This is a genomic window from Alteromonas sp. KUL106, from assembly GCF_009811415.1.
Classification (GTDB): Bacteria; Pseudomonadota; Gammaproteobacteria; order Enterobacterales; family Alteromonadaceae; genus Alteromonas.
Genome location: NZ_BLIG01000001.1, coordinates 33765 through 56007, shown reverse-complemented (window position 1 = coordinate 56007; position 22243 = coordinate 33765). Strand labels below are relative to the sequence as shown.

The following is a 22243-nucleotide window of genomic DNA, read 5'->3' as shown; positions in this document are numbered from 1 at the left end:
CTGCCCCCTTAATAGGTCATGCAAGCGGCATTGAGTAAGCCAACGGCAATAGACATGCTGGCAAGCATAACACCTGCTGAGACTTCATTATTGTTGATGCGTTCAGCGATTTTTGGCATAAAGCTGAAACGCAAAATGGCAAACGCAAGAGATTGGGCTACAACCGCAACTAGCGCCCATATAGCAAAGTCTACGACAGCGACAGAGTTTGATGCTGCACTGCCAAGGGCAATAGCAAAACCAATAATAGCGCCACCAAAGCCAATAGCGGCAGCCACATTCTTCTCTTCTTTTACTAGCTTCCATTCATCGTGAGGTGTTACCAATGCGTACACCAACTTGAAGATAAACAAAAAGACAATCGACAAGCCGAAGTAGAGTGCAAAATTATCTAGGCCTGCAAGAGATTGCATGATCGTGTCCATAACTGTTCCTTTTTTATTAACCATTTATAGTGATATCGGCGGGTTCAACATCAAACCCAGTCGAAATAACCAAACATCTGTCTAAATTATTGCCTACTTGTTTTTCTTCACCCACAACAAGTAACGTCTCTACTCTGTTGTTACTAATTGGCCGTTCGTACAGCATCATAAACTGGTCAGTGGTACTTACATCACCATCTTCTTCATAGGTCGTTTCAGTGACGGCAACGGGCGGCGACTCGTCGCCTACCGCTCCCCATACTCGGGTAAACACTTTACCGTCAAGCTCATAAGAAGGTTGGCTGATAACGTTTTTCAAGCACTCATTCCACTGTGCCGTGTTGCCAATGGTTTTGGTTTCATAGAAATGCCACAGCTTCACATCCGTAATGTGGTTCTCTGACAGACCACCGTCGGTCACCACTTGTAAAAAACCATCATCGTCGGTGTAAAATCGCAGCAGGGTACCGCCAGTATCAAGGGGAGCTTGACCTACAGCTTGAATTAACTGGGAACGAGCCGCCCCTTCAATGGTCAACTCCGGTTCCAGTAATGAAAGCTTCAAGTTGTCTAACTCGAAAGAGCCACCCAAATACAGCCCCATTATTTCTGGCGACTTAGGTTTTTTCGGTTCCGATTTTTTAAATAGTTTACTAAACATGTTTACGCCTCTTAATCAGCGTCCAATGAAGACCAGTTGATCTCGTTAATGCGGCGCTCAGCAATATAAAACAAGGTGTCGCCGGGGTTTAATGTCGCGTCTAGCGGCGGGTTCACCACCATTTCTTTAACAAGGCCATTTGGCGCATAGCCAATGAAGATGGCGTCGTGTTTACGTTTTAAATTGATAAACAACTTGGCAACGGAAATGGTTGAACAGCTTGTTGGAATTTGTACAGAAAATTGGGCTTGTCCCTCATCAATACTCAACAAGTCGTGATGAAGCATGCTCGAGCCAGGGTCAAATGCAGCTTTAACAAGCATTTCAATGGCAACACTCGGTGTACACTCTACTTTCGGACAGTGATCTTGAAGTAGGCCGACCAAACTATCATCATGGAAATAGGCCACTTGATGTGCATCAGGATTGCGTTTAGAACAATATAGCGCAGTGGTCATGGTGACATCATCTTGCGGGTTGTCGATAAGAATGGTTCTAGCTGTAGACACGCAGGCGCGGTCCATATCTTCGTCTTTGTTAAAGGAATCTACCTTCACAAACTCAATCACGCCAGGCATTGGGTTGGTAATGTCGGCTTTTACACACAACACAATGTCTGGGCGCTCAGCCATGTCATTGCGTTCTTTTAGAATTAAATCGAGCAGCAGCATGGTCCGCTGCTCATTCCATCCAATTACTAAGATATGCTTATCTAGCATTAAGCTATTCATACCCAACAATCCTTTCTTCCACGTTAATGAAACCCAAGCTGCAATCCGGCCAATTACCATGGCGAAAATACTTAAACCAAGCGGTATGACGTATAGCGCTACAACCAGTTTTCCCGCTGGCGTGACGGGAGATAAATCACCATAGCCCACTGTAGAGGCGGTGACCGCCAACCAGTAAATAAAGTTGGCGTTGGTAATTAAATCATGCTCGTTTGCAGCATAAAGCAGCCAATAACTCGTCACAGCGTAAAATGCAGTCGCACCGACAATGGTGTACCAGCGTGATTCTGCAAAATATTGCAGCATGATCTTTCGCAGTTTTATCCATGGAGACATTAAAGAAACAGCCCTTGTTATGCGTGCCCTTACTCTGCCTTGAAGTGCCTGATTTGTCTAGGTTAGGTTACCACCATACGGCGCGTTTAACGGTATGATTTTGTAACAAGAATTGAAAATGGGAGCTAAAAAACTCCCATTAATTTACTTACTTGCCAAGAATTCTGGCTAGCTCGTCGTCAGCCGATGTTTTACTGCCTTTTATACCTGCTTCGGCAAGACGCTTTTCTAGATCGCTGCTCGATTCTTCACTGGCCAACTCTTCCGCCGCTTGTAGTTCAGCGTTGCGCATCTTTTGCTTTTCCTGAATACGAGACAAAGATTCTGTCGCCGTTTTCATTTTGCTATTTGCGCCCATGTGACGTGAAGATACAGCAACCTGCGCCTTTTGAACGCTTTCGGTCGCTTTTACCATATCCACTTGTTGTTCTAATCGGCGTAAGTTTGCTTTAGCTTGCTGAATATTATGCGCTAGCTGTTTTTCCGATTGCTTAAACTGATCGAGATAGGCTTGTTCCTGTTCGCGTTCTTCTTTCAGTTCAGATACTTTCTGAGCGCAGTCAAGCGCGAGTTGACGATCGGTATCAATAGCCTTGCGAGCATGTTCTTCGTATTCGGCAATTGACGAGTTAAAGCTATCGACTTTCTGCTGAGAAAGCTTACACTTCGCCAAAATTTGCGTGCGTGCATGGTCTGACTTGCGCAGTTCCTCTTTAGCTTCTCTGATTTCTTGCTCCAGAATTCGAATAGCCTGGCTGTCTGCAACAGACTGAGCAGCTTCGGTAGCACCACCTTTTACTGCAGTAATCAATTTTTTCCACACTGACATTCGCTTCTCCTTAAGAAGTAAATTTTAGTTAAGGTGTGTTTCGTAGGCATCTAGGAAAGATGCAACATTCTGAAACAGGGTTTCAACTTCAATAACAATACTTTCGGCTTTTGACTGGGCACTTAGTGCACCAAAAGCGGTGTAGTATTCCTCACCACCAATATTAGAAATGCCTACGGTGGTAAGAGGAAATACCATATGGGTAGACAGAATCTCATGGTCTAACGCAGATTTATCTTTCACATCAGATGCAGCAAACAAGAGGCTTTCCACTAAAATCTGTTCTCCGCTGATAGCAAGCCATGCATCAATGCCGTCTTGATTGGCGATAAGTAAACAGTTTTCCTCACGCGTTACTACAAAGTCATCGTGCTCTTTTAATAAGCTCTCGATGCTCTCCAGTTCCCAGCTCATACCTTTCTCCTTTGATTATTGAAGCGATAATATTGAAAACGAATGTCGTGTCGGTGGTGCTTGCCTTGCAACGCCCATTTATTAGGTTATGCAGAGCGATACGAGGTGACAACACCCGCTGTACTGTAACGACTATTTTCATTTTCGCCAATATCTTGACTTGCAGTGTAGACGTGTTGTGCCATAATCGTCAACATTAAATGTGTGCTTTAAGTGTAAAAAAGTGTGTTTTTGTAAAATATATATCACAAATGTGTGGTTTTGGAGGTCGTCTTGACGACGATAAAAGCTAAAAACGCTTGGCGACAAACGGTGGCTAGAGTCGTGAAGTCTGAAATGTCTGTACGCGGCGTAAAATATCAGGCTTTAAGCCAAAGGCTTGAGGAGATTGGGGTTGAGCAAAGCGCAGACAATCTCAGAAACAAGGTGAATAAAGGTATAATGGGTGCGGATTTGCTTTTACAAATTTTGTACGTGTTGAAAGCTCGTCCATTAGATGCTGCACTTTTAGAAGAAATCTTAACTGATCTTCAGCAATAAACATCGTAAAATATAATCGCTGAAGGTTGCCGCAAGTGTGAAGAGGCTTGTTCGCCTAAATAACTGCCAATATAACGGTCTATATAGAGCGGCCTGTATATAGGGGCCAATATAGCGAAAGAGTCGTGGGATAAATGCGCAGATAAAAAAATACCCAGCAAATGCCGGGTATAAATAATAAGGAATGTTATTGGGAGAACATCATCACTATCTGCGTTTATCTTAAGCGTTTAAGAAAAATAGTGCTATCAGAGAATGCTGTTCGCACGTATCTCTTTTGATGCTTAGTTATTTGAAATTATACGAAACGGTGTATCTATCTGAAAAGTATAAGTTTTGATTTTTGCTTTGGCTTTCTTTTTTGTAAGCTTTAGCCAATTCTTTAGCCTTTAGTCTTAACTTAAAAGATACTTAACATTGCACTTTGGTCTAACATTAACACCTCAATATTGTTGTATTTATGAAACTATCAGATTTTAGCTTTGAGCTACCCGAAAAACTTATAGCCAAATACCCAACGCAACAGCGTACTGCCAGTCGTTTATTACATCTAGATGGTAAGAGCGGCAATGTAGAACACACCATGTTCGCTGATATGCTCAAATTCGTAGAGCCAGGCGATTTGTTGGTTTTCAACAACACCCGGGTGATCCCTGCGCGCCTGTTAGGTAAAAAAGAAACGGGCGGCCAAGTAGAGGTGCTGATCGAGCGTATTACCTCAGACAACACCGCCCTTGCACATGTTCGCGCAAGTAAAGCGCCTAAACCGGGGTCAAAGCTTGTCCTAGAAGAAAAGGTCAATGTTACAGTTACCGGTAGAGACGATGCGTTGTTCATATTGCAGTTTGACCATGATGAAACCGTATTAACACTGCTGGAAGCCCATGGCCATATGCCGCTTCCACCTTACATTGACCGCCCCGATGAAAGCGCAGATAAAGAGCGGTATCAGACGGTCTACAGTGAAAAACCAGGTGCTGTGGCAGCCCCTACAGCAGGGCTTCATTTCGATGACGCTATATTAAGCGCGCTAAAAGAAAAAGGCGTAAACCTGGCATTTGTTACGTTGCATGTGGGAGCGGGGACGTTCCAGCCAGTTCGTGTTGACAACATTCAAGAGCACAAAATGCATGCAGAATTTGCAGAGGTGCCGCAAGACGTCGTTGATGCTGTTTTGCAAACGAAAGCGAATGGCAAACGTGTTATTGCAGTGGGCACTACGTCCGTTCGATCCCTCGAATCAGCGGCCAAAGCAAGCGCAGAACGTGGTGACAAAGAGGTTATCGCACCATTTAATGAAGATACCGAGATCTTCATATACCCGGGTTTTGAATTTAAAGTGGTTGATGCCATGTTCACCAACTTTCACCTTCCCGAATCAACGCTAATGATGCTAATTAGCGCGTTTGCGGGCAAGGATAACGTCATGAATGCCTACCAAGAAGCCATAAACGAAGAGTATCGATTCTTTAGCTATGGTGATTCTATGTTTATTGAACGCGCCTAAAAATAAGTGCGTTTACATGCCTCGTACTAGTTTAGTTACAGATAAACATAGATACGGGGCATGATCTCAGCCGAATTACTGGTATAATCGCCGCCAATTTATTTTTATACCCAGCGCAAACGCGCATCAAAGTGGGAATGTTTTTACATGCAATTTGAGTTGTTAAAAACCGAAGGCCGTGCCAGACGCGGTCGTTTGGTGTTTGAGCGCGGTGTTGTTGAAACCCCAGCGTTTATGCCTGTAGGTACCTACGGTACCGTGAAGGGAATGACCCCTGAAGAATTAAAAGACAGCGGTGCACACATCTGTCTTGGAAACACGTTTCACTTAATGCTACGTCCTGGAACTGGCATTATTCGTCAGCACGGTGATCTGCACGATTTTATGAATTGGGATAAACCCATTCTTACTGACTCAGGTGGTTTCCAAGTGTTTAGTCTTGGTGATTTACGTAAGATTACTGAGGAAGGGGTAACGTTCCGCTCTCCAATCAATGGAGAAAAGATCCTTCTTACGCCCGAGAAATCTATGGAAGTCCAGCGCGACCTTGGCTCAGACATCGTGATGATTTTTGACGAGTGCACGCCATATCCTGCTACCGAGCAGGAAGCACGGGTTTCAATGGAAATGTCGCTTCGTTGGGCAAAGCGCAGTAAAGACGCCCACGGCGATAACCCAGCAGCATTGTTTGGTATCATTCAAGGTGGCATGTACGAAGGGTTGCGTGATGTATCACTTGCAGGCCTTGAAGCCATCGGCTTTGATGGATATGCCATCGGTGGCCTTTCAGTGGGTGAGCCTAAAGAGGATATGATCCGCATCATAGACCACACAGCACCAAAAATTCCTGAAGATAAGCCGCGCTACTTAATGGGTGTGGGCAAGCCTGAAGATTTGGTTGAATCTGTGCGTCGTGGTATTGATATGTTCGACTGTGTAATGCCAACGCGGAATGCCCGAAACGGTCACTTGTTCGTGACCGAAGGGGTGGTGAAGATTCGTAATGCAAAGCACAGAAACGATACGTCACCGTTAGACGAGAATTGTGATTGTTACACTTGTAAAAATTATTCTCGTTCATATCTACATCACTTGGACAAGTGTAACGAAATCTTGGGCGCGCGCCTAAACACGATTCACAATCTTCGCTACTATCAGCGTGTTATGCAGGGTCTTCGCGATGCGATTGACGCGGGTACGCTTGACGAGTTTGTACAAGAATTTTATGAACAAAAAGGGTTGCCGGTTCCGGCACTATAACAACGATAATACTTGGGGAATTTTATGAGCCTATTTATCTCAAACGCTTACGCGCAATCAGCTGGCGGTGCTCAGCAAGGTGGTGGTATGGAAATGATCATCATGTTAGCTGTATTTGGTCTTATTTTTTACTTTTTACTATACCGCCCACAGGCTAAGCGTGTTAAAGAGCACAAAAACCTTGTGTCTTCACTAAGCAAAGGTGATGAAGTGCTTACGCAAGGCGGTTTGGTAGGAAAAATCACAAAAGTGTCAGAAGAAAAAGATTTCATCGAAGTGGCACTTAATGAGTCAAACAACATCGTTGTTCAGAAGTCTTCGGTAACTGCTGTGCTGCCAAAAGGCACAATGAAGTCGCTGTAAGTAACAACCGCCGGGGCCGGGTTGCTTCCCGGTTTTGGCACGAAAGGATTATCCAGTGCTAAACAAGAACTCCATATGGAAGGTATTGAGTGTACTCATTGTCGTTGCAATGTGTGCACTCTATGCGCTTCCTAATATTTACGGCGAAGACCACGCTGTACAAATCTCAGCAGGTCGAGACGCTGTGGTGACCGAGGCCACAGTAGAGCAAGTTAAAGCGGCCCTTGCCGAGAAGAACATCTCACCCAAACGCGTCGAATTTGAAAATGAGCAAATTTTGGTTCGTGTTTCTGATTCTGATACACAACTAGTGACTCGCGAAACACTTGAAAAAGTGCTCGGGGATGACTACTTCGTGGCAATGAATTTGGCGCCAGATACACCAGAGTGGCTTGAGGGTTTAGGCGGTACGCCGATGAAGCTTGGTCTTGATCTTCGCGGTGGCGTCCACTTCTTGATGGAGGTGGATATGTCAGAAGTGATCACTAAGTCTCTGGAAGACGCGGAAAGTGGTTTCCGCACTTCATTGCGAGAAGAAGGTATTCGCTACCGTGGTGTTAAACAAGTAGACGATCACATCGACATTACTTTCCGTGATGAAGAAACGCTCGACAAAGCCGAGTTTTTCCTACGCAATCAAAGCCGTGATCTTACCTTCAATCAAATTGATGATTTAACGCTTCGCGCAGTTTTCGCTGAAAGCAAACTTCAAGAAATCCGCGATAATGCGGTTAAGCAAAACATCACTATTATTCGTAACCGTGTCAACCAGCTTGGCGTGGCCGAACCACTTGTTCAGAAACAAGGCGCAGAGCGCATAGTTGTTCAGTTACCAGGTATTCAAGATACTGCGCGTGCAAAAGAAATTCTAAACGCAACGGCGACGCTAGAATTTCGTATGGTTGATCAGAAAAACGATATTCGAGACGCACTGAATGGCCGCGTACCTCCTGGCTCACAGGTGATTGAAGATCAGCAGGGCATTCCACAGCTACTTGAAAAACGCATTATGCTTACCGGTAGCCACATTATCGATGCGAACAGCGGGGTAGACGAATACGGTCTTCCAAACGTCAACATCTCACTAGACTCTGAAGGTGGCAATAAGATGTCTCGCTCAACACGAGGCAATATTGGCAAACCAATGGCAACGGTGTTCATTGAGTACAAGTCGACGGGTGAGCGCAACAAAGACGGCAAGCTTATTTTTGAAAAAGAAGAGCAAGTTATCTCGGTTGCCACTATTCGTGCGCAGCTTGGTAGTAAGTTCCAAATTACGGGTCTTGATTCTCCCAAAGAAGCCCGTGATTTAGCCTTATTACTTCGCGCGGGTGCGCTGATTGCGCCAATTCAAATCGTCGAAGAGCGTACCGTTGGTCCAAGCTTGGGTAAAGAAAATATCGAGCTAGGTATGCAGGCCATCGTCTATGGATTAGCAGCAGTGCTCTTGTTCATGTTGATTTACTACAAAGCATTTGGCGTTGTAGCTAACATAGCCCTTATTACCAACCTTGTTATGATTGTTGGCATTATGTCGATGATCCCTGGTGCAACGCTTACGTTACCGGGAATGGCAGGTATCGTACTGACCGTGGGTATGGCGGTTGACGCTAACGTACTTATTTTCGAACGTATCCGAGAAGAGCTTCGCGATGGGCGCAGTCCACAGCAAGCTATCCACCACGGCTACGACAGTGCATTCTCAACCATTTTGGATGCGAATATCACCACTTTCATCGCTGGTCTGATCTTGTTCGCAGTCGGCACCGGCCCAATTAAAGGCTTCTCTATTACGCTAATGATTGGTATCGCAACTTCGATGTTTACCGCTATTTTAGTTACTCGCGTTATTGTTAACGCAGTATGGGGCGGCAAACGCGTAGAGAAATTAGCGATTTAAGGAGCGTAAAATGCAATTATTAAAATTATCCGAAACCGTTAATTTCATGCGCCTTCGCTTTCCTGCGATGGTGTTATCGACAATTCTCATTATTGGCTCTTTTGTTTCTCTTGGGGTGAATAGCCTTAATTGGGGCTTAGACTTTACTGGCGGTACGTTAATCGAGGTGGGCTACGAAGATTCAGCCAATTTAGAGGCTATTCGCGTTCAGCTAAACGAGGCTAATTTTGAAGATGCCATTGTGCAAAACTTCGGAAGCAGCCAAGACGTACTTATTCGTATTTCACCGAGAGATGGTGTCAAGGCAGTGACTATTGGCGAGCAAGTGCTAGAGGCACTGCGTGCTGACGGTACGGCTGTCGATATGCGTCGTATCGAGTTCGTAGGTCCAAATGTTGGTGAAGAGCTAACTGAGCAGGGCGGTTTAGCCATGCTGGTGGCACTGCTATGTATTTTGGTTTATGTGGCTATGCGCTTCGAATGGCGCTTTGCTTTGGGGTCAGTATCGGCGCTAATGCACGACGTTATCCTGACATTAGGTCTGTTTTCAGTACTTCAAATTGAATTTGACCTAACAGTACTTGCGGCGGTGCTTGCGGTAATTGGTTATTCACTTAACGATACCATTGTTGTGTGTGACCGTATTCGTGAGAACTTCCGCAAAATTCGTAAAGGTGAACCTGTTGAGATTATCAACATCTCGCTAACGCAGACCCTAAACCGTACTATTATCACCTCATTAACGACAGTGTTAGTTTTGGTTGCGCTATTTTACAAAGGTGGGGCACTTATTCATGGGTTCGCCACTGCATTATTATTTGGTGTAGTGGTAGGTACTTACTCATCGGTGTACATAGCAAGTTCAGTGGCACTTGCATTAGGTATCAGTAAAGAAGACCTAATGCCACCGCAAGTGGATAAAGAAGGTGCAGATTTAGATCCAATGCCTTAGTGTTATCCGCTTTAAACTAACAAAAAACCGCATCATTATTGATTATTGATGCGGTTTTTTTATGCGTTGAGGTATCAGGCCAATACTGAAATAAGTGTCACCAAATTTAGACAAAAAAGGCGCTATATATCATAGCGCCTGTGTATTCTAACCGTGCTTGAGAGCGGTTTATTTTAGGTGCTTAACCAAACCTTGAACAACTTTCGCGCTGCCCGCAACGATTTCGCCTTTATGTAAAGGGTCATTGTTGCCTTTAAAGTCTGTGACTAGGCCGCCGGCTTCACGAACAATCAGTTCACCCGCTGCAATATCCCAAGATTTGATGCCGCGCTCCCAATATCCGTCGTGACGGCCGGCAGCAACGTAAGCGAGATCAAGTGCTGCACTGCCTGCACGGCGAATGTCACCCACCTCATGGAAAATCTTGTTTAGGCTTAATGCGTACTCACCAAATGCAGCTTTGTTCTTAAACGGAAGTCCGGTAGCGATAATGGTTTCGCTTAAATCACGAGGCTTTGACGCCCGAATACGGTAACCGTTGAGCTGTGCGCCTTGACCACGGCTAGCGGTAAATAGTTCGCTGCGGATAGGGTCAAACACAACTGCTTGGTCTAGACGTCCCTTGTGAAGGAGTGCAATTGAAACGGCAAAGTGAGGAATGCCTTTCACAAAATTGGTGGTTCCGTCCAGCGGATCAATAATCCACTGATAATCTGTTTCTTTGCCATGAACTTCACCAGACTCTTCACCTAGGAAACAGTGCTCTGGATATGACTGCTGAATTTTATAAATAATTGCTTGTTCTGCTTCTTTATCAACTTGTGTAACGAAGTCATTTAAGCCTTTTGACTCAGTTGCTACTTCGTTATGTTTTTCAAAACCGCGAACAATAACTGTTCCAGCCGCACGCGCAGCGCGCACAGCAATATTCAGCATAGGATGCATAGATAAACCACCAATTGTAAAAGACCAATGAAACAATCTAGCTGTACAAAAAATAGCTAGTTGTTTTCGAAAACGGGCGGAGTCTACCAGAAACAGTGAGCGATGCAAATGAAATCCCATAATAGAAAAGTCTAATTCGACGTAACAACGACATTTGTATAAAGGGCAAAAGAGGTCATGGGGTGAGGCAAGTTATAAATAGGTAAAACACACGCCTTTGCAAAAAGATGTTCATCTTTTAGAACGCTAGTCTGGGGGCACCTGTGAATAGCCATCTATACTGCCAATGTGTTAAACTCAGCGCCATTGAAGTTAGTTAGGTGATACGCAGCGAGTGAGTGTCATCTTAAGAAGAATGTACGTAGGTATCACAGGCATGCTCGAAAATATTCGCATCATTTTAGTTAACACCTCTCACACGGGAAATATCGGCTCGACAGCCCGCGCCATGAAAACCATGGGGTTAAGTAGTTTGTATCTCGTCGACCCAGTGAATGAGCCCGATGGCCAAGCAAGTGCCCTTGCCGCAGGGGCTGGTGATGTGCTGGCCAACGCTAAAATCGTTGATACGCTAGAAGAAGCCGTTAAAGATTGCGGTTTAGTCGTCGGGACATCGGCACGCTCGCGAACTCACTCTTGGCCTATGCTTGGTCCACGCGACTGTGGCGAAAAACTCATCCAAGAAGTAGAAAAATACCCCGTTGCCTTGGTTTTTGGCCGTGAAAATAGCGGCTTAACTAACGAAGAATTGCAGCAGTGTCACTTCCATATGTGCATTCCAGCAAACCCTGAATATAGTTCGCTCAATTTAGCCGCAGCGGTTCAAACACTTTGCTACGAAATTCGTATGGCGTATTTAAATCGAGAGACGTACCCAAGTGTAGAAGAGGAATACCCGCTCAATGATGACCTAGAGCGTTTCTATGCACACCTAGAGACAACGCTAGAAGGTACGTCATTCATTCGTAAAAGTCATCCTGGTGTTGTAATGACCAAGCTGCGTAGGTTGTTTAACCGCGCGCGACCGGAATCTCAAGAGCTCAATATTTTACGCGGTATTTTGGCTTCGATTGACAAGTCAGTAAAGCAGGCTGGCTCACAGGAAATCCACACTACTGAAACAAAAGAAGAGAAAGAGTAAGCAATCATGTTTACCCGTATCAAAGACGATATTCAGGGGGTTTTCCACCGCGACCCTGCCGCTAGAAATACGTTTGAAGTACTCACCAACTATCCCGGCCTTCATGCGGTGTGGCTTCACCGCATAAGTCATAGGCTCTGGAAGGCAGAATGGAAATGGTTAGCACGCACCTTATCTACCTTTAGTCGCTGGCTCACGGGTATTGAAATTCATCCGGGAGCTACCTTAGGGCGTCGCGTGTTTATCGACCATGGTATGGGAGTTGTAATAGGTGAAACTGCAGAAATTGGCGATGATGTCACGCTATATCACGGTGTTACGCTAGGCGGTACTAGCTGGAAAGCGGGTAAACGTCACCCAACGCTGAAAAAAGGCGCGGTAGTTGGCGCAGGCGCCAAAGTGTTGGGGCCTATCATTATTGGTGAAAACGCCAAAGTTGGGTCTAACTCTGTAGTGGTAAAAGACATTCCTGATGGTGCAACCGCAGTGGGGATCCCAGGGCGTATCATTATTTCCAAGCAAAAAGAGTCGAGTGCGACGGTAAACCCCCAGCGCGATAAAATTGCACAAAAGTATGGTTTTGATGCCTACGCTGTCGCGCCTGACAATCCTGACCCTGTCGCTAACGCGATGGGCATTATGCTTGAGCATATGCACCAAATGGATACCAAGGTTGAGGAGATGTGCAAGGTTATTCAGTCGCTGGGTGGTGAGGTCTGCACAGATAATCTGCATAACATCAGCGCAGAGGATTTTGCTGAAACGGGCATTGAGTTTACCGAGTCAAAGCAAAAAGACGGTGAACATGCTTCATTTGACCCGGCGATATAGCGCCTAAGCCTTCTGTTTACACATTATTCACAATCGAATTGACTACAGTGTGTCGAAATCTTACATTGCAATAACAGTTTGAATTACCTAGTTAGGCAAACATGCAGAACGCAGTGCCATTTGTAGATGTATTAATTGTTGGTGCGGGGATTTCCGGAATTGGCTGTGCTTACCACATTCAAAAAAAGTGTCCGGACTTCACTTACACAGTAATAGAGACACGAGCCGAATTAGGCGGAACGTGGGACTTATTTAAATACCCAGGCATTCGTTCTGACTCTGACTTGTTTACCTTCGGTTACGACTTCAAACCGTGGAAAGAGAAAAAGGCCATTGCTGATGGCCGTTCAATAAAAGCTTATATAGAAGAAACGGCCGTCGAAAACGGAATAAAAAAGCACATACGCTTTTTAACCCGTGTTGTGGATATAGATTGGCAAAGCGATAAGCAATATTGGCTGGTAACGCTCAAGTCCGAAGACGGTGGGCAAACGGAACACATTGCGGCGAGGTGGGTGTTCAATGCATCTGGCTATTATCGCTACGACAAGGGATATACACCGGAATTTAAGGGACAGTCTCGTTTCAAAGGTCAACTTGTTCACCCTCAGCATTGGCCGGAAGACTTGGCATATGAAGATAAGCGCATCGTCGTTATAGGCAGCGGAGCAACAGCTGTTACTTTAGTGCCAGCGCTGGCTAAAGCAGCTGCGCACGTGACTATGCTGCAAAGAACGCCGTCTTACGTGCTGCCTGTCCCCGTTCAAGACCCAGTCGCAAAGTATTTTCGCAAGTGGTTTAATGACGATATTGCCTTCAATGCTGCCAGACGATTCAATATTGCGAAACAGCGCTGGGTTTATGCGTTTTGTCAGCGTTTCCCGAAACAAGCTCGAAAAATTATTCGCAGTCTTAATGCTAAAATGCTGCCCGAGGGATACCCCGTCGATACGCACTTCAACCCTCCGTATAATCCCTGGGAGCAGCGACTTTGTGCCGTGCCAGGCGGAGACTTATTCGAATCAATTTCTGAAGGAAAGGCGTCTGTTGCTACCGATACGATTGATAGTTTTACCGAAATGGGCATCAAGCTCAGTTCCGGTCAACAAATAGATGCAGATATTATTGTCACGGCAACGGGGTTAAACCTTTTGCCGTTAGGTGGGCTTATCCCTAAAATAGACGGCAAGGCCGTCTCACTGCCGCAATGTATTACCTACAAAGGCATGCTGTTAAGTGATGTACCTAACTTCGCTATCGCTGTTGGGTACACATCCTCTTCATGGACGCTCAAGATAGGTCTTTTGTGCGAGCACTTTACACGCCTTTTGAACTATATGCAGTGCCAAGACTATGTTCAATGCACACCAATTGCCGATCCGAACATGAAAACACAGCCGCTACTTAATTTTGGCGCCGGCTATATTCAACGTTCACTGGACAAGCTGCCACGGCAAGGCATGCACTTTCCATGGTCTATGTCGTTCAATTATGCCGAAGATGTGAAGATTTTTCGAAAAGGTCGCGTGGATGATCCTGCGCTGAAATTTGAAAAAAGAACAGAACAAGACAGATAACCTTGTCGAGTAACTCAAGAGAACAAACATGAGCCTAGCGCAGCATAATGAACAGTATTTAACGCTTAAAAGTGGCGACAAATTTTGCTACGCAGAGCACGGGGCGGGCAATGCTGACACGCTTGTTTTAATTGCTGGGTTAGGTTTACAACTAGTATATTGGCCAAAAGCCCTGATTGATCGGTTAGTTGAAAGTGGTTTACGCGTAATTTGCTTTGACAATCGCGATGCAGGCCGTTCCGTTCGCAGTAACACTCCTCACCCTAATTTACTTCAGCAATTGCGCGGTAAAGCGCCCAAAGACGCCTATGGTATAGACAAAATGGCTGAGGATACCGTGCTGCTAATGTCGGCATTGAACGTTGGCAGTGCACATATTGTAGGCATGTCTATGGGCGGGATGATAGCCCAAACGATAGCCAGTGAATACCCTGAAAATGTTAAGTCTTTAACGTCGATTTTTTCTACCACAGGGAGTCGGAGAGTGGGGCAGCCCTCTTATTCAACGCTTTGGCGAATGGCTAGAGCAAAAGCACCGATGAATGAAAAAGAGGCAATTAAGAACTATCACGCCATGATGGCACATATTGGGGATGATGTGGCTGAAGGTGCTGTTAATCAGTGGCATCAATATGCGCGACTAGCATGGCAAAGAAATGGCGCAAAAAGTGATGCTAAAGCTATGTTTAGACAAATTGGGGCCATTATGAAGTCTGGTGACCGCACTGCATTGCTTAAGAAGATCACTGCCCCCACGTTAGTCATACACGGTGATGTGGATCGCATGGTTCACCCAAGTGGTGGTGCTGCGACAGCGAAAGCAATATCAGGGGCAAAACATCAGGTGCTGCGCGGGTTACGACATCAAATAGATACCGTTCAGTCGCACCGCATAGCTGACAGTATTCTTGCCCATATTCATCTGCATACTGAGTAAAGCAATACGTTTTATAAAAGTAAATCCAAGCTATGAAGGATAATTAGCGAGGTTTACTCTCATTTAAAAATACGACTGCATGCATCAATAATATGTCGTTTTCAGCCCAAAGCTAGAATTTTGAGTTTGGTAATAAATTAGGACAGTTTTGAGCGAGTTCCCACCCCGAAGCAGTAATCTCTGTTTCAGACAAGGAGCAGACCCTTAGGGACAAGGTTTTCAAACTTCCGAGTTGTGCCAAAAGCTGCCGTTGATGAGCAGGTATCACAATGGCACGTTTGTACGTGAAACAGACAATTTTCCTTTCCCATGGAAACGCAGAATATGGTTTTTTCATGGGAAATGGGTGTTACTATGAAGTCTCAGTAATAAGCTGTTAGGCATCTTTTAAAGTGAGCACATTTATTAAGGTATCAATTAAACCCAACGCTCTTCACCAAGTAAAAACAGAGCTTGGGCTTTATATAGTAAGAGCTAAAGAATTAATTGATAACTTCGAAGATATTCAAAATGACGGATTTAGCTTCCATGGTGGTCATAATTTTTATAGAAATGAAGGAGGCTTTGTTACGGGTGGCAACCTCAATATAAACCGTCATAGACTGAAAGGTCTATTTCTTGATTTTAGATTTTTTATAGCAAATGATGAGCCTACTAGTTTCCTTAAGTTTACTGGCATACTGGGAAAGTTATCAGAAGAACCATTGTTCAGACAATGCTTAAAATCTGAAAAGAAGATATGGAAAGATGAAGGAATTCTGAAGGGGTGGGTTAATGTGAATGCTTGTGACCTCATAGTTACATATTTTAATTCTAAAGCTTTTCATGGCCTGCTAGAAGGTGAAGAAAAATATAAAACACTTATAGAGCGGATGGATAGCGAAACCTTAAACTGGCTGCTCTGCTATTATATTGATGACAGAGTTAGGTGTGTTAGCCGCATATCTAGAATGATAGAAAGTTATGAACAAGGTTATTTTGAAGTGCCAAAAAATGCCTAACAAAACGCTGTTGACACTCCCTCCGGTCGCTGGGAGGCTAACACGTGGGCTAACTCGCTTCGTTCGGATTTTAGACCACGTGCTAGCGCCCCCAAAGCTTAGCGTTATGTTTGGTCTAGCAACACTGCAACCAAGGAAGAAGAGGTCAAGTTGTCAAAGCAAAGTAAAGTAAAACACACGCAGGATGAATTTCTTCTTAACCAGTTTAACGAAATGTCAGAGAATCCCGAATACTGGCATAACAAAGCTGCGGAACTATTTACATCTGCCGGAGTAATTTGGAAGGCCATGAACAGTGGAAAGGACTTTTATGCAAAGTGCGATGCCACATACAAAATGTTAATGGGGATGTCTTTTGAAGCTTTATTAAAGGGTCTTTGCATTGAAAGTAGAAAAGTTACTACAGCTGATTTAATAAGTCATGACCTTGTAAAGATTTCAAAAATTATCGAATTACCTTTAGATAAAGCAGAAAATAAATTATTGATGTTATTGTCTGATTACATCAAATGGGCTGGAAAGTATCCAATTCCGAAAAATTCGGGACAATTACAACAATACAGATCTATGGTCGATTCAACCGAATTTGATAAAGTTAATATCGGCGGCTTTAACGCAAGCATTTCAAATAATGCTTTAGATTATGAAGAATTGACTCCTATGTGGCGCAGGCTTTCAGATAAATTGCTAAAAACTCCTACTTAAACATAAGAAGTCAATTAAATGCGGGACTGCTAAAGCAGGGATCAGTTCCACCTCGCTACACCGTTTAGTTAAGCATTATGAGCCCCTTACTAAGGTGTCAAAGGTCCGCCCCTTGTCTTTTTGAAGCCCGCCAGTGCTTGCTGTAGGGCAGCTCTGTGCCAAAAGCAGCCGTTCAAGTATTTGTAATTAAACAGAAGAGGAATACGTAAAACGGGCGTTGTGAGAACCCTTACCTCTGATTGACATGTAGAAGAAACATGTCTTAACTACTCGCTAAGTTGGTAGAATCAATTGCTATTTCATGACAGCTATTGAAAAACACGAATTGCTACTTTATGTTGTCACTAATGTAGCAGCAAAAAATTAATTATATGGATGTAGTAACAAAAATTTACCGCGTAACGGCACGGGTCTTAAGCGTACAGCGTTATGGGTACGACATTAGTATAGAAATCGAATTATGCGATTGTCCTGGGACTTCTTCCTCGGGGGGGGGAATTAGCACATCCACTTACTGTAGACCTTTTTCCCAAAGTGTTTTCTATCAATAATATTTATGCAAGAAGCCACGGAGATGTTCATTATGGTTTACCGATTAAACTTACTTCTTTAGCATTTCAAGAATTCCCTCAAGATGAACAATTGCTAGTTGGCAAATACATTGCCATAGACATAACTGCTAAATTCGATTGTAGCGTTGACGAAGAAGGGTTCACAAAGTTTTTATTAACAGATTTTGACGTGACCAGATTCTGTTCTTTTGATCTTGAAGCAAGAATTTATATGGCATTTGACAATGCAACTCAAACTCACACCCCGGTTAATCTCAACCTTCCGGTTTTAGGGTTTCTTGCGCATAAAAATGATGAAAGTATTAAAGCTGATCGAGGTGTTGCAAAGTGGACGCACAACGATAAGATTTACGATCTTATCCTATTTGGAAGTTGTGAATCACCTCATCTCAGTTTTACAGAAGGACCAGCTAGTTCTGATTATTATGTCAACACACCGTATTGCCATACGCTTGTCTGGCGCAATGAAGGAAAATCGGATGCCTTAACGCCTTATAATGTACGCCACATTTTCAAACGATTTTATGCCCATGTAAGAGGATTTGGATTTAATGGCGAGTACAAGTATGGAGAAGCAATCTACTACAGTATCAACAAAAGTGGAGCTATTATTCATCACTTTAAAGAAGATAAAGTTTCGAATAGTGCTTATGGCACAGACCACTCTTCTAAAAAAAGTACAACCGTGATTCGATTAGGTGATGGTCTAACAAAAGAAATGAAGGAGTATATGGCAGAGCCTGTAAAAGGGCACTACAAGCCAAGAGTTTTATACTAACATAAGAGATCGAGTCTCACTAAAGTTAGAAAATCTCTCTTTTGTATTGGTAGTTGACTTGTCCGGAAGTTATATCAATCTTCCGCTATACGCTCATAGCTGCCTTTCAGGAAATAAGAAAATCAGGTTGTTAACGCCATATTTTCAGATATGGATTAAATGATAAAAATCTTCCAAAGCGACATCCCTACTGAAAACGGCGCGCGATGCTCAAATTTGCCCCCTAAAGAAGCCGCATGCTGAAAGTCCAAAGGTTCCAGCATCGTTAGAAACCGTTCCAGCTTTGGATTGGAAATTACAAATAATACTTGACTGTTTTACTAGGTTTTATACTTGACCATTTTAGTCGGGTATGTGAGAATTTCCGTCATTATAAAACGGCGGGAGAATTCAATGAAACTCACTTCTAAAGGGCGCTATGCGGTTACCGCAATGCTTGATGTCGCTTTGCACTCAAAGCGTGGTCCAGTGCCTCTTGCCGACATTTCAGAACGACAAGAAATTTCTTTATCTTATCTCGAACAGCTTTTTTCACGCCTTCGCAAAGAGAAATTAGTAGACAGTGTTCGTGGTCCCGGCGGTGGTTATTTACTGGGCCGAGAGGCGAGCAAGATAGCAATAGGTGAAGTCATTCGCGCCGTTGATGAGTCGATAGACGCCACACGCTGCCAAGGTCAAGCTGACTGTCAAGGAGGCGATCGCTGCCTAACCCATAGTTTATGGCAAGACTTGAGCGATCGTATCGCCACGTTTTTGAATTCAATCACGTTGGGTGAGTTAATGGCAAAGAGAGATGTACAAGAGGTGGCTGGTCGTCAAGACAGTAACGCATCGCTTCGTCATATGACTAACGACATTGAAGTAAGTATCCAACTTTAAGTAGGTTTTGACTAACGCATGGCTTTATCAACACCCATTTATCTAGATTACGCAGCGACTACGCCGGTAGATCCAGAGGTTGCTGAGGTAATGGCAAAGTGCCTTACTCTTGATGGAAACTTCGGCAATCCTGCTTCACGCAGTTATCGGTTCGGCTGGATGGCTGAAGAAGCGGTAGATGTTGCAAGAAACCAAATTAGCGACGCGCTCAACTGCGATCCAAGAGAAATCGTTTTTACCTCCGGTGCAACCGAGTCAAACAATCTTGCGATTAAAGGTGTTGCAGAGGGATATGCCGACAAAGGTAAGCATATTATAACCGTTAATACGGAGCACAAGGCAGTACTGGATACCTGTGAGTATCTAGAGAGTCAGGGGTATGAAGTCACCTATCTTAACGTGCAGCAAGATGGATTGGTTAATTTATCCGACTTAAAAAATGCCCTACGTGAAGATACGATTCTTGTCTCAGTGATGCACGTGAACAACGAACTCGGTGTTATTCAAGATGTTGAGTCCATCGGTGAGATTTGCCGTGAGCGTGGTGTACTGTTCCATGTGGATGGTGCACAAAGCGTGGGCAAAATCGCCATAGATTTAGCAGAACTTCCAATAGATTTACTGTCTATTTCGGCCCATAAGATGTACGGCCCTAAAGGTATGGGGGCGCTATACGTTCGCCGCCGTCCTAAAATTAAGTTAGTTTCACAAATCCATGGTGGCGGGCATGAACGGGGTATGCGCTCTGGCACGTTGGCCACCCACCAAATTGTAGGAATGGGTGAAGCACTTTCTCTCGCTGCGTCGAAAATGAATGAAGACAATGCTCGCATACTCGAGCTGAAAAATTCTCTTTGGCAGGGTTTGCAGCAACTCGATGGCATTTATTTAAATGGTCACGCCACACAGCGTATACCGGGAATTTTAAACGTCAGTTTCGCGGGTGTGGATGGTGAAAGCTTAATGATGGGCTTGAACGACATTGCAGTATCGTCAGGGTCGGCGTGTACGTCGGCAAGTTTAGAACCTTCTTACGTGTTAAAGGCCATTGGTCGAAGCAATGAGTTAGCGCACGCAGGTATTCGTTTTAGCGTTGGCCGTTTTACGACCCAAGAAGACATCGATTACGTAGTAAAAAAGGTAGTAGACGTAACCACCAGATTACGCGCCGCCATAACCGCCTAATTCACCATCAAATGTGAGCCTTGAGCGAAAACGATGAAGTAAAATTAATGACCATGGGGCCCAAATTGAGTCTCATGGACCGTCAATATGGTATTTGGCGCTATAAATTAGCGGCTGAATATTTGAGTGAAATAGTCGGGTATTATATACTACGGCACCAAAATTTTAGGCTGTCCTCAATGTAACTGGCAGTTTCGGCCACTCGGCGTAGCGTTTTTGCGCGTCTTAGTGTTTAGGTCGAAGAAAGTGAATTAGTAAATCACCAAGACCGTGGGGTGGTTTATTCGTCAGGAAGTAAAGTGGCAGTAAATGCAGGCAAACAAGTGAGATCCCAACATGAGTGAACAGATCGAACAGGCGTTAGAAAGAAAGTACGATGCGGGTTTCTATTCAGAAATCGAATCAGAAACGTTTGAAAGCGGCCTGGACGAGTCGGTTATCCGCCGCATATCAGCAATGAAAAACGAGCCTGAATGGATGCTTGAATGGCGCTTGAAGTCTTATCATGCATGGCTAGAGATGGAAGAGCCAGATTGGGCGCATGTCGATTATCCGAAAATCGATTACCAGGCTATTTCATACTATTCAGCACCAAAAAGTATGAAAGATAAGCCTAAATCACTAGATGAAGTTGATCCTGAGCTGTTGCGTACCTATGAAAAGCTGGGGATACCGCTACACGAGCAAGAAATGTTGGCTGGTGTTGCAGTTGACGCAGTATTCGACTCGGTTTCTGTTGTGACGACATTTAGAGATAAGCTTGAAGAAGCGGGTGTGATTTTCTGTCCTATTTCGGAAGCACTGCAAAGATTTCCTGACCTAGTTAAGAAATACATTGGTTCTGTGGTTCCACGTACAGACAATTATTTCGCAGCGCTCAACAGTGCGGTATTTACGGATGGTTCTTTCGTTTATATTCCTAAAGGCACGCGCTGCCCAATGGAGCTGTCTACTTATTTCCGTATCAATGAAATGAACACCGGTCAGTTCGAGCGTACCTTGATTGTTGCTGATGAAGGCAGCTATGTGAGCTACCTTGAAGGTTGTACCGCCCCACAGCGTGACGAAAACCAGCTGCACGCGGCAGTGGTTGAGCTAGTGGCGATGGACGATGCGCAAATTAAATACTCTACGGTACAAAACTGGTACCCAGGTGATGAAAACGGTAAGGGCGGTATCTATAACTTCGTTACCAAACGTGGCGTTGCTCACACAAACGCGAAAATCTCGTGGACACAAGTTGAAACGGGGTCTGCGGTAACGTGGAAATACCCAAGCTGCGTACTGAAAGGCGACAATAGTGTAGGTGAGTTTTACTCAGTCGCGCTTACGCGCGGTCGTCAGCAGGCGGATACGGGTACTAAGATGATTCACGTGGGTAAAAATACCAAGTCGACCATCATCTCAAAAGGTATTTCGGCAGGGCACAGTAATAACGCCTATCGCGGACTGGTTCAAATGGGCCCTCGCGCAGACGGTGCACGTAACTTTACCGAGTGTGACTCGCTACTTATCGGTGACAAATGTGGCGCGCACACGTTCCCGTATATCGAAAGCCGTAACCCTTCAGCGATTGTTGAGCACGAAGCAACAACATCGAAGGTGAGCGACGAACAATTATTCCTGTGTCAGCAGCGTGGCTTAGACACAGAAAAGGCCGTTTCTATGATTGTTAACGGTTTCTGTAAAGAAGTATTCAAAGAGCTGCCAATGGAATTTGCTGTAGAAGCCGGCAAGCTGCTCGAAATTAGTCTTGAAGGTTCAGTGGGGTAAT

At 44.5% G+C, this 22243-nt stretch carries 22 protein-coding genes; 16 read left to right on the top strand and 6 right to left on the bottom strand.

Annotation, left to right across the window (positions count from 1 at the left end; translation table 11 throughout):
- Positions 1-8: 8 nt before the first annotated feature.
- From GVO63_RS00255 to GVO63_RS00235, 5 genes are all read right to left on the bottom strand, one after another.
- Positions 9-425: a DUF350 domain-containing protein gene (locus tag GVO63_RS00255; protein WP_159494478.1), complete on the bottom strand. Its 417-nt coding sequence runs from the start codon at positions 423-425 to the stop codon at positions 9-11.
- A 16-nt stretch (positions 426-441) separates the two neighbouring features.
- Positions 442-1086, bottom strand: a complete 645-nt coding sequence (locus GVO63_RS00250) for a YjfK family protein (RefSeq protein WP_159494477.1) — start codon at positions 1084-1086, stop codon at positions 442-444.
- 11 nt (positions 1087-1097) lie between these two features.
- Complete coding sequence (locus tag GVO63_RS00245) at positions 1098-2153, bottom strand: potassium channel family protein (RefSeq protein WP_201281854.1); 1056 nt, start codon at positions 2151-2153, stop codon at positions 1098-1100.
- Between the two features lie 148 nt (positions 2154-2301).
- Positions 2302-2982: a PspA/IM30 family protein gene (locus tag GVO63_RS00240; protein WP_159494475.1), complete on the bottom strand. Its 681-nt coding sequence runs from the start codon at positions 2980-2982 to the stop codon at positions 2302-2304.
- 24 nt (positions 2983-3006) lie between these two features.
- Positions 3007-3396 (bottom strand): DUF2170 family protein, encoded by a 390-nt coding sequence (locus GVO63_RS00235; RefSeq protein WP_159494474.1) that lies wholly within the window; start codon positions 3394-3396, stop codon positions 3007-3009.
- Between the two features lie 336 nt (positions 3397-3732).
- On the opposite strand from GVO63_RS00235, the gene GVO63_RS00230 reads away from it, so the two are divergent.
- The 6 genes from GVO63_RS00230 (at position 3733) to secF (ending at position 9918) form a co-directional block, all read left to right on the top strand.
- Positions 3733-3936 (top strand): DUF6471 domain-containing protein, encoded by a 204-nt coding sequence (locus tag GVO63_RS00230; protein WP_236552031.1) that lies wholly within the window; start codon positions 3733-3735, stop codon positions 3934-3936.
- Positions 3937-4396: 460 nt separating this feature from the next.
- The gene (queA, locus tag GVO63_RS00225) at positions 4397-5443 is read left to right on the top strand and encodes a tRNA preQ1(34) S-adenosylmethionine ribosyltransferase-isomerase QueA (RefSeq protein WP_159577663.1); all 1047 of its coding nucleotides are present in this window, start codon (positions 4397-4399) and stop codon (positions 5441-5443) included.
- Between the two features lie 147 nt (positions 5444-5590).
- Complete coding sequence (gene tgt, locus GVO63_RS00220) at positions 5591-6703, top strand: tRNA guanosine(34) transglycosylase Tgt (protein ID WP_159577662.1); 1113 nt, start codon at positions 5591-5593, stop codon at positions 6701-6703.
- A 24-nt stretch (positions 6704-6727) separates the two neighbouring features.
- On the top strand, positions 6728-7066 hold the full coding sequence (yajC, locus tag GVO63_RS00215; RefSeq protein ID WP_159494471.1) for a preprotein translocase subunit YajC: 339 nt from the start codon (positions 6728-6730) through the stop codon (positions 7064-7066).
- Between the two features lie 55 nt (positions 7067-7121).
- Entirely contained in the window at positions 7122-8966 is a 1845-nt protein-coding gene (secD, locus tag GVO63_RS00210) for a protein translocase subunit SecD (RefSeq protein ID WP_159494470.1), read from the top strand.
- 10 nt (positions 8967-8976) lie between these two features.
- Entirely contained in the window at positions 8977-9918 is a 942-nt protein-coding gene (secF, locus tag GVO63_RS00205) for a protein translocase subunit SecF (RefSeq protein ID WP_159494469.1), read from the top strand.
- 168 nt (positions 9919-10086) lie between these two features.
- Here the strand turns inward: secF and suhB are convergent, their stop codons facing one another.
- Positions 10087-10863, bottom strand: coding sequence for an inositol-1-monophosphatase (suhB, locus tag GVO63_RS00200; protein ID WP_159494509.1), 777 nt, complete (start codon positions 10861-10863; stop codon positions 10087-10089).
- 376 nt (positions 10864-11239) lie between these two features.
- Between suhB and trmJ the strand changes: the two genes are divergently transcribed.
- From trmJ to sufB, 10 genes are all read left to right on the top strand, one after another.
- Positions 11240-12004 (top strand): tRNA (cytosine(32)/uridine(32)-2'-O)-methyltransferase TrmJ, encoded by a 765-nt coding sequence (gene trmJ, locus GVO63_RS00195; protein ID WP_159494508.1) that lies wholly within the window; start codon positions 11240-11242, stop codon positions 12002-12004.
- A gap of 6 nt (positions 12005-12010) precedes the next feature.
- Entirely contained in the window at positions 12011-12835 is an 825-nt protein-coding gene (gene cysE, locus GVO63_RS00190; RefSeq protein ID WP_159494468.1) for a serine O-acetyltransferase, read from the top strand.
- A gap of 101 nt (positions 12836-12936) precedes the next feature.
- Positions 12937-14412: an NAD(P)/FAD-dependent oxidoreductase gene (locus GVO63_RS00185; RefSeq protein ID WP_159577661.1), complete on the top strand. Its 1476-nt coding sequence runs from the start codon at positions 12937-12939 to the stop codon at positions 14410-14412.
- Between the two features lie 28 nt (positions 14413-14440).
- Positions 14441-15349 carry an alpha/beta fold hydrolase gene (locus GVO63_RS00180; protein WP_159577660.1) on the top strand — a complete coding sequence of 303 codons (909 nt, stop codon included), beginning with the start codon at positions 14441-14443 and terminating at the stop codon, positions 15347-15349.
- 392 nt (positions 15350-15741) lie between these two features.
- Complete coding sequence (locus tag GVO63_RS00175) at positions 15742-16350, top strand: hypothetical protein (protein WP_159577659.1); 609 nt, start codon at positions 15742-15744, stop codon at positions 16348-16350.
- Positions 16351-16500: 150 nt separating this feature from the next.
- Positions 16501-17055: a hypothetical protein gene (locus GVO63_RS00170; protein ID WP_075176592.1), complete on the top strand. Its 555-nt coding sequence runs from the start codon at positions 16501-16503 to the stop codon at positions 17053-17055.
- 534 nt (positions 17056-17589) lie between these two features.
- On the top strand, positions 17590-18405 hold the full coding sequence (locus GVO63_RS00165) for a hypothetical protein (RefSeq protein ID WP_159577658.1): 816 nt from the start codon (positions 17590-17592) through the stop codon (positions 18403-18405).
- Positions 18406-18798: 393 nt separating this feature from the next.
- Positions 18799-19284: a Fe-S cluster assembly transcriptional regulator IscR gene (iscR, locus tag GVO63_RS00160; RefSeq protein WP_159494463.1), complete on the top strand. Its 486-nt coding sequence runs from the start codon at positions 18799-18801 to the stop codon at positions 19282-19284.
- 18 nt (positions 19285-19302) lie between these two features.
- A complete protein-coding gene (locus GVO63_RS00155) occupies positions 19303-20469 on the top strand; it encodes an IscS subfamily cysteine desulfurase (RefSeq protein WP_159577657.1) in 1167 nt (388 codons plus the stop codon).
- A 336-nt stretch (positions 20470-20805) separates the two neighbouring features.
- A complete protein-coding gene (gene sufB / locus GVO63_RS00150; RefSeq protein WP_159494461.1) occupies positions 20806-22242 on the top strand; it encodes a Fe-S cluster assembly protein SufB in 1437 nt (478 codons plus the stop codon).
- Position 22243 lies beyond the last annotated feature (1 nt).

What these genes read in the sequence shown, in the direction of transcription:
- suhB (WP_159494509.1), bottom strand. Translation starts at nt 10,863, where the DNA reads ATGCATCCTATGCTGAATATTGCTGTGCGCGCTGCGCGTGCGGCTGGA.
- iscR (WP_159494463.1), top strand. Translation starts at nt 18,799, where the DNA reads ATGAAACTCACTTCTAAAGGGCGCTATGCGGTTACCGCAATGCTTGAT.
- GVO63_RS00245 (WP_201281854.1), bottom strand. Translation starts at nt 2,153, where the DNA reads ATGTCTCCATGGATAAAACTGCGAAAGATCATGCTGCAATATTTTGCA.
- GVO63_RS00255 (WP_159494478.1), bottom strand. Translation starts at nt 425, where the DNA reads ATGGACACGATCATGCAATCTCTTGCAGGCCTAGATAATTTTGCACTC.
- queA (WP_159577663.1), top strand. Translation starts at nt 4,397, where the DNA reads ATGAAACTATCAGATTTTAGCTTTGAGCTACCCGAAAAACTTATAGCC.
- GVO63_RS00240 (WP_159494475.1), bottom strand. Translation starts at nt 2,982, where the DNA reads ATGTCAGTGTGGAAAAAATTGATTACTGCAGTAAAAGGTGGTGCTACC.
- yajC (WP_159494471.1), top strand. Translation starts at nt 6,728, where the DNA reads ATGAGCCTATTTATCTCAAACGCTTACGCGCAATCAGCTGGCGGTGCT.
- trmJ (WP_159494508.1), top strand. Translation starts at nt 11,240, where the DNA reads ATGCTCGAAAATATTCGCATCATTTTAGTTAACACCTCTCACACGGGA.
- secF (WP_159494469.1), top strand. Translation starts at nt 8,977, where the DNA reads ATGCAATTATTAAAATTATCCGAAACCGTTAATTTCATGCGCCTTCGC.
- tgt (WP_159577662.1), top strand. Translation starts at nt 5,591, where the DNA reads ATGCAATTTGAGTTGTTAAAAACCGAAGGCCGTGCCAGACGCGGTCGT.
- GVO63_RS00250 (WP_159494477.1), bottom strand. Translation starts at nt 1,086, where the DNA reads ATGTTTAGTAAACTATTTAAAAAATCGGAACCGAAAAAACCTAAGTCG.
- sufB (WP_159494461.1), top strand. Translation starts at nt 20,806, where the DNA reads ATGAGTGAACAGATCGAACAGGCGTTAGAAAGAAAGTACGATGCGGGT.
- GVO63_RS00235 (WP_159494474.1), bottom strand. Translation starts at nt 3,396, where the DNA reads ATGAGCTGGGAACTGGAGAGCATCGAGAGCTTATTAAAAGAGCACGAT.
- GVO63_RS00185 (WP_159577661.1), top strand. Translation starts at nt 12,937, where the DNA reads ATGCAGAACGCAGTGCCATTTGTAGATGTATTAATTGTTGGTGCGGGG.
- GVO63_RS00155 (WP_159577657.1), top strand. Translation starts at nt 19,303, where the DNA reads ATGGCTTTATCAACACCCATTTATCTAGATTACGCAGCGACTACGCCG.
- cysE (WP_159494468.1), top strand. Translation starts at nt 12,011, where the DNA reads ATGTTTACCCGTATCAAAGACGATATTCAGGGGGTTTTCCACCGCGAC.
- GVO63_RS00180 (WP_159577660.1), top strand. Translation starts at nt 14,441, where the DNA reads ATGAGCCTAGCGCAGCATAATGAACAGTATTTAACGCTTAAAAGTGGC.
- GVO63_RS00230 (WP_236552031.1), top strand. Translation starts at nt 3,733, where the DNA reads ATGTCTGTACGCGGCGTAAAATATCAGGCTTTAAGCCAAAGGCTTGAG.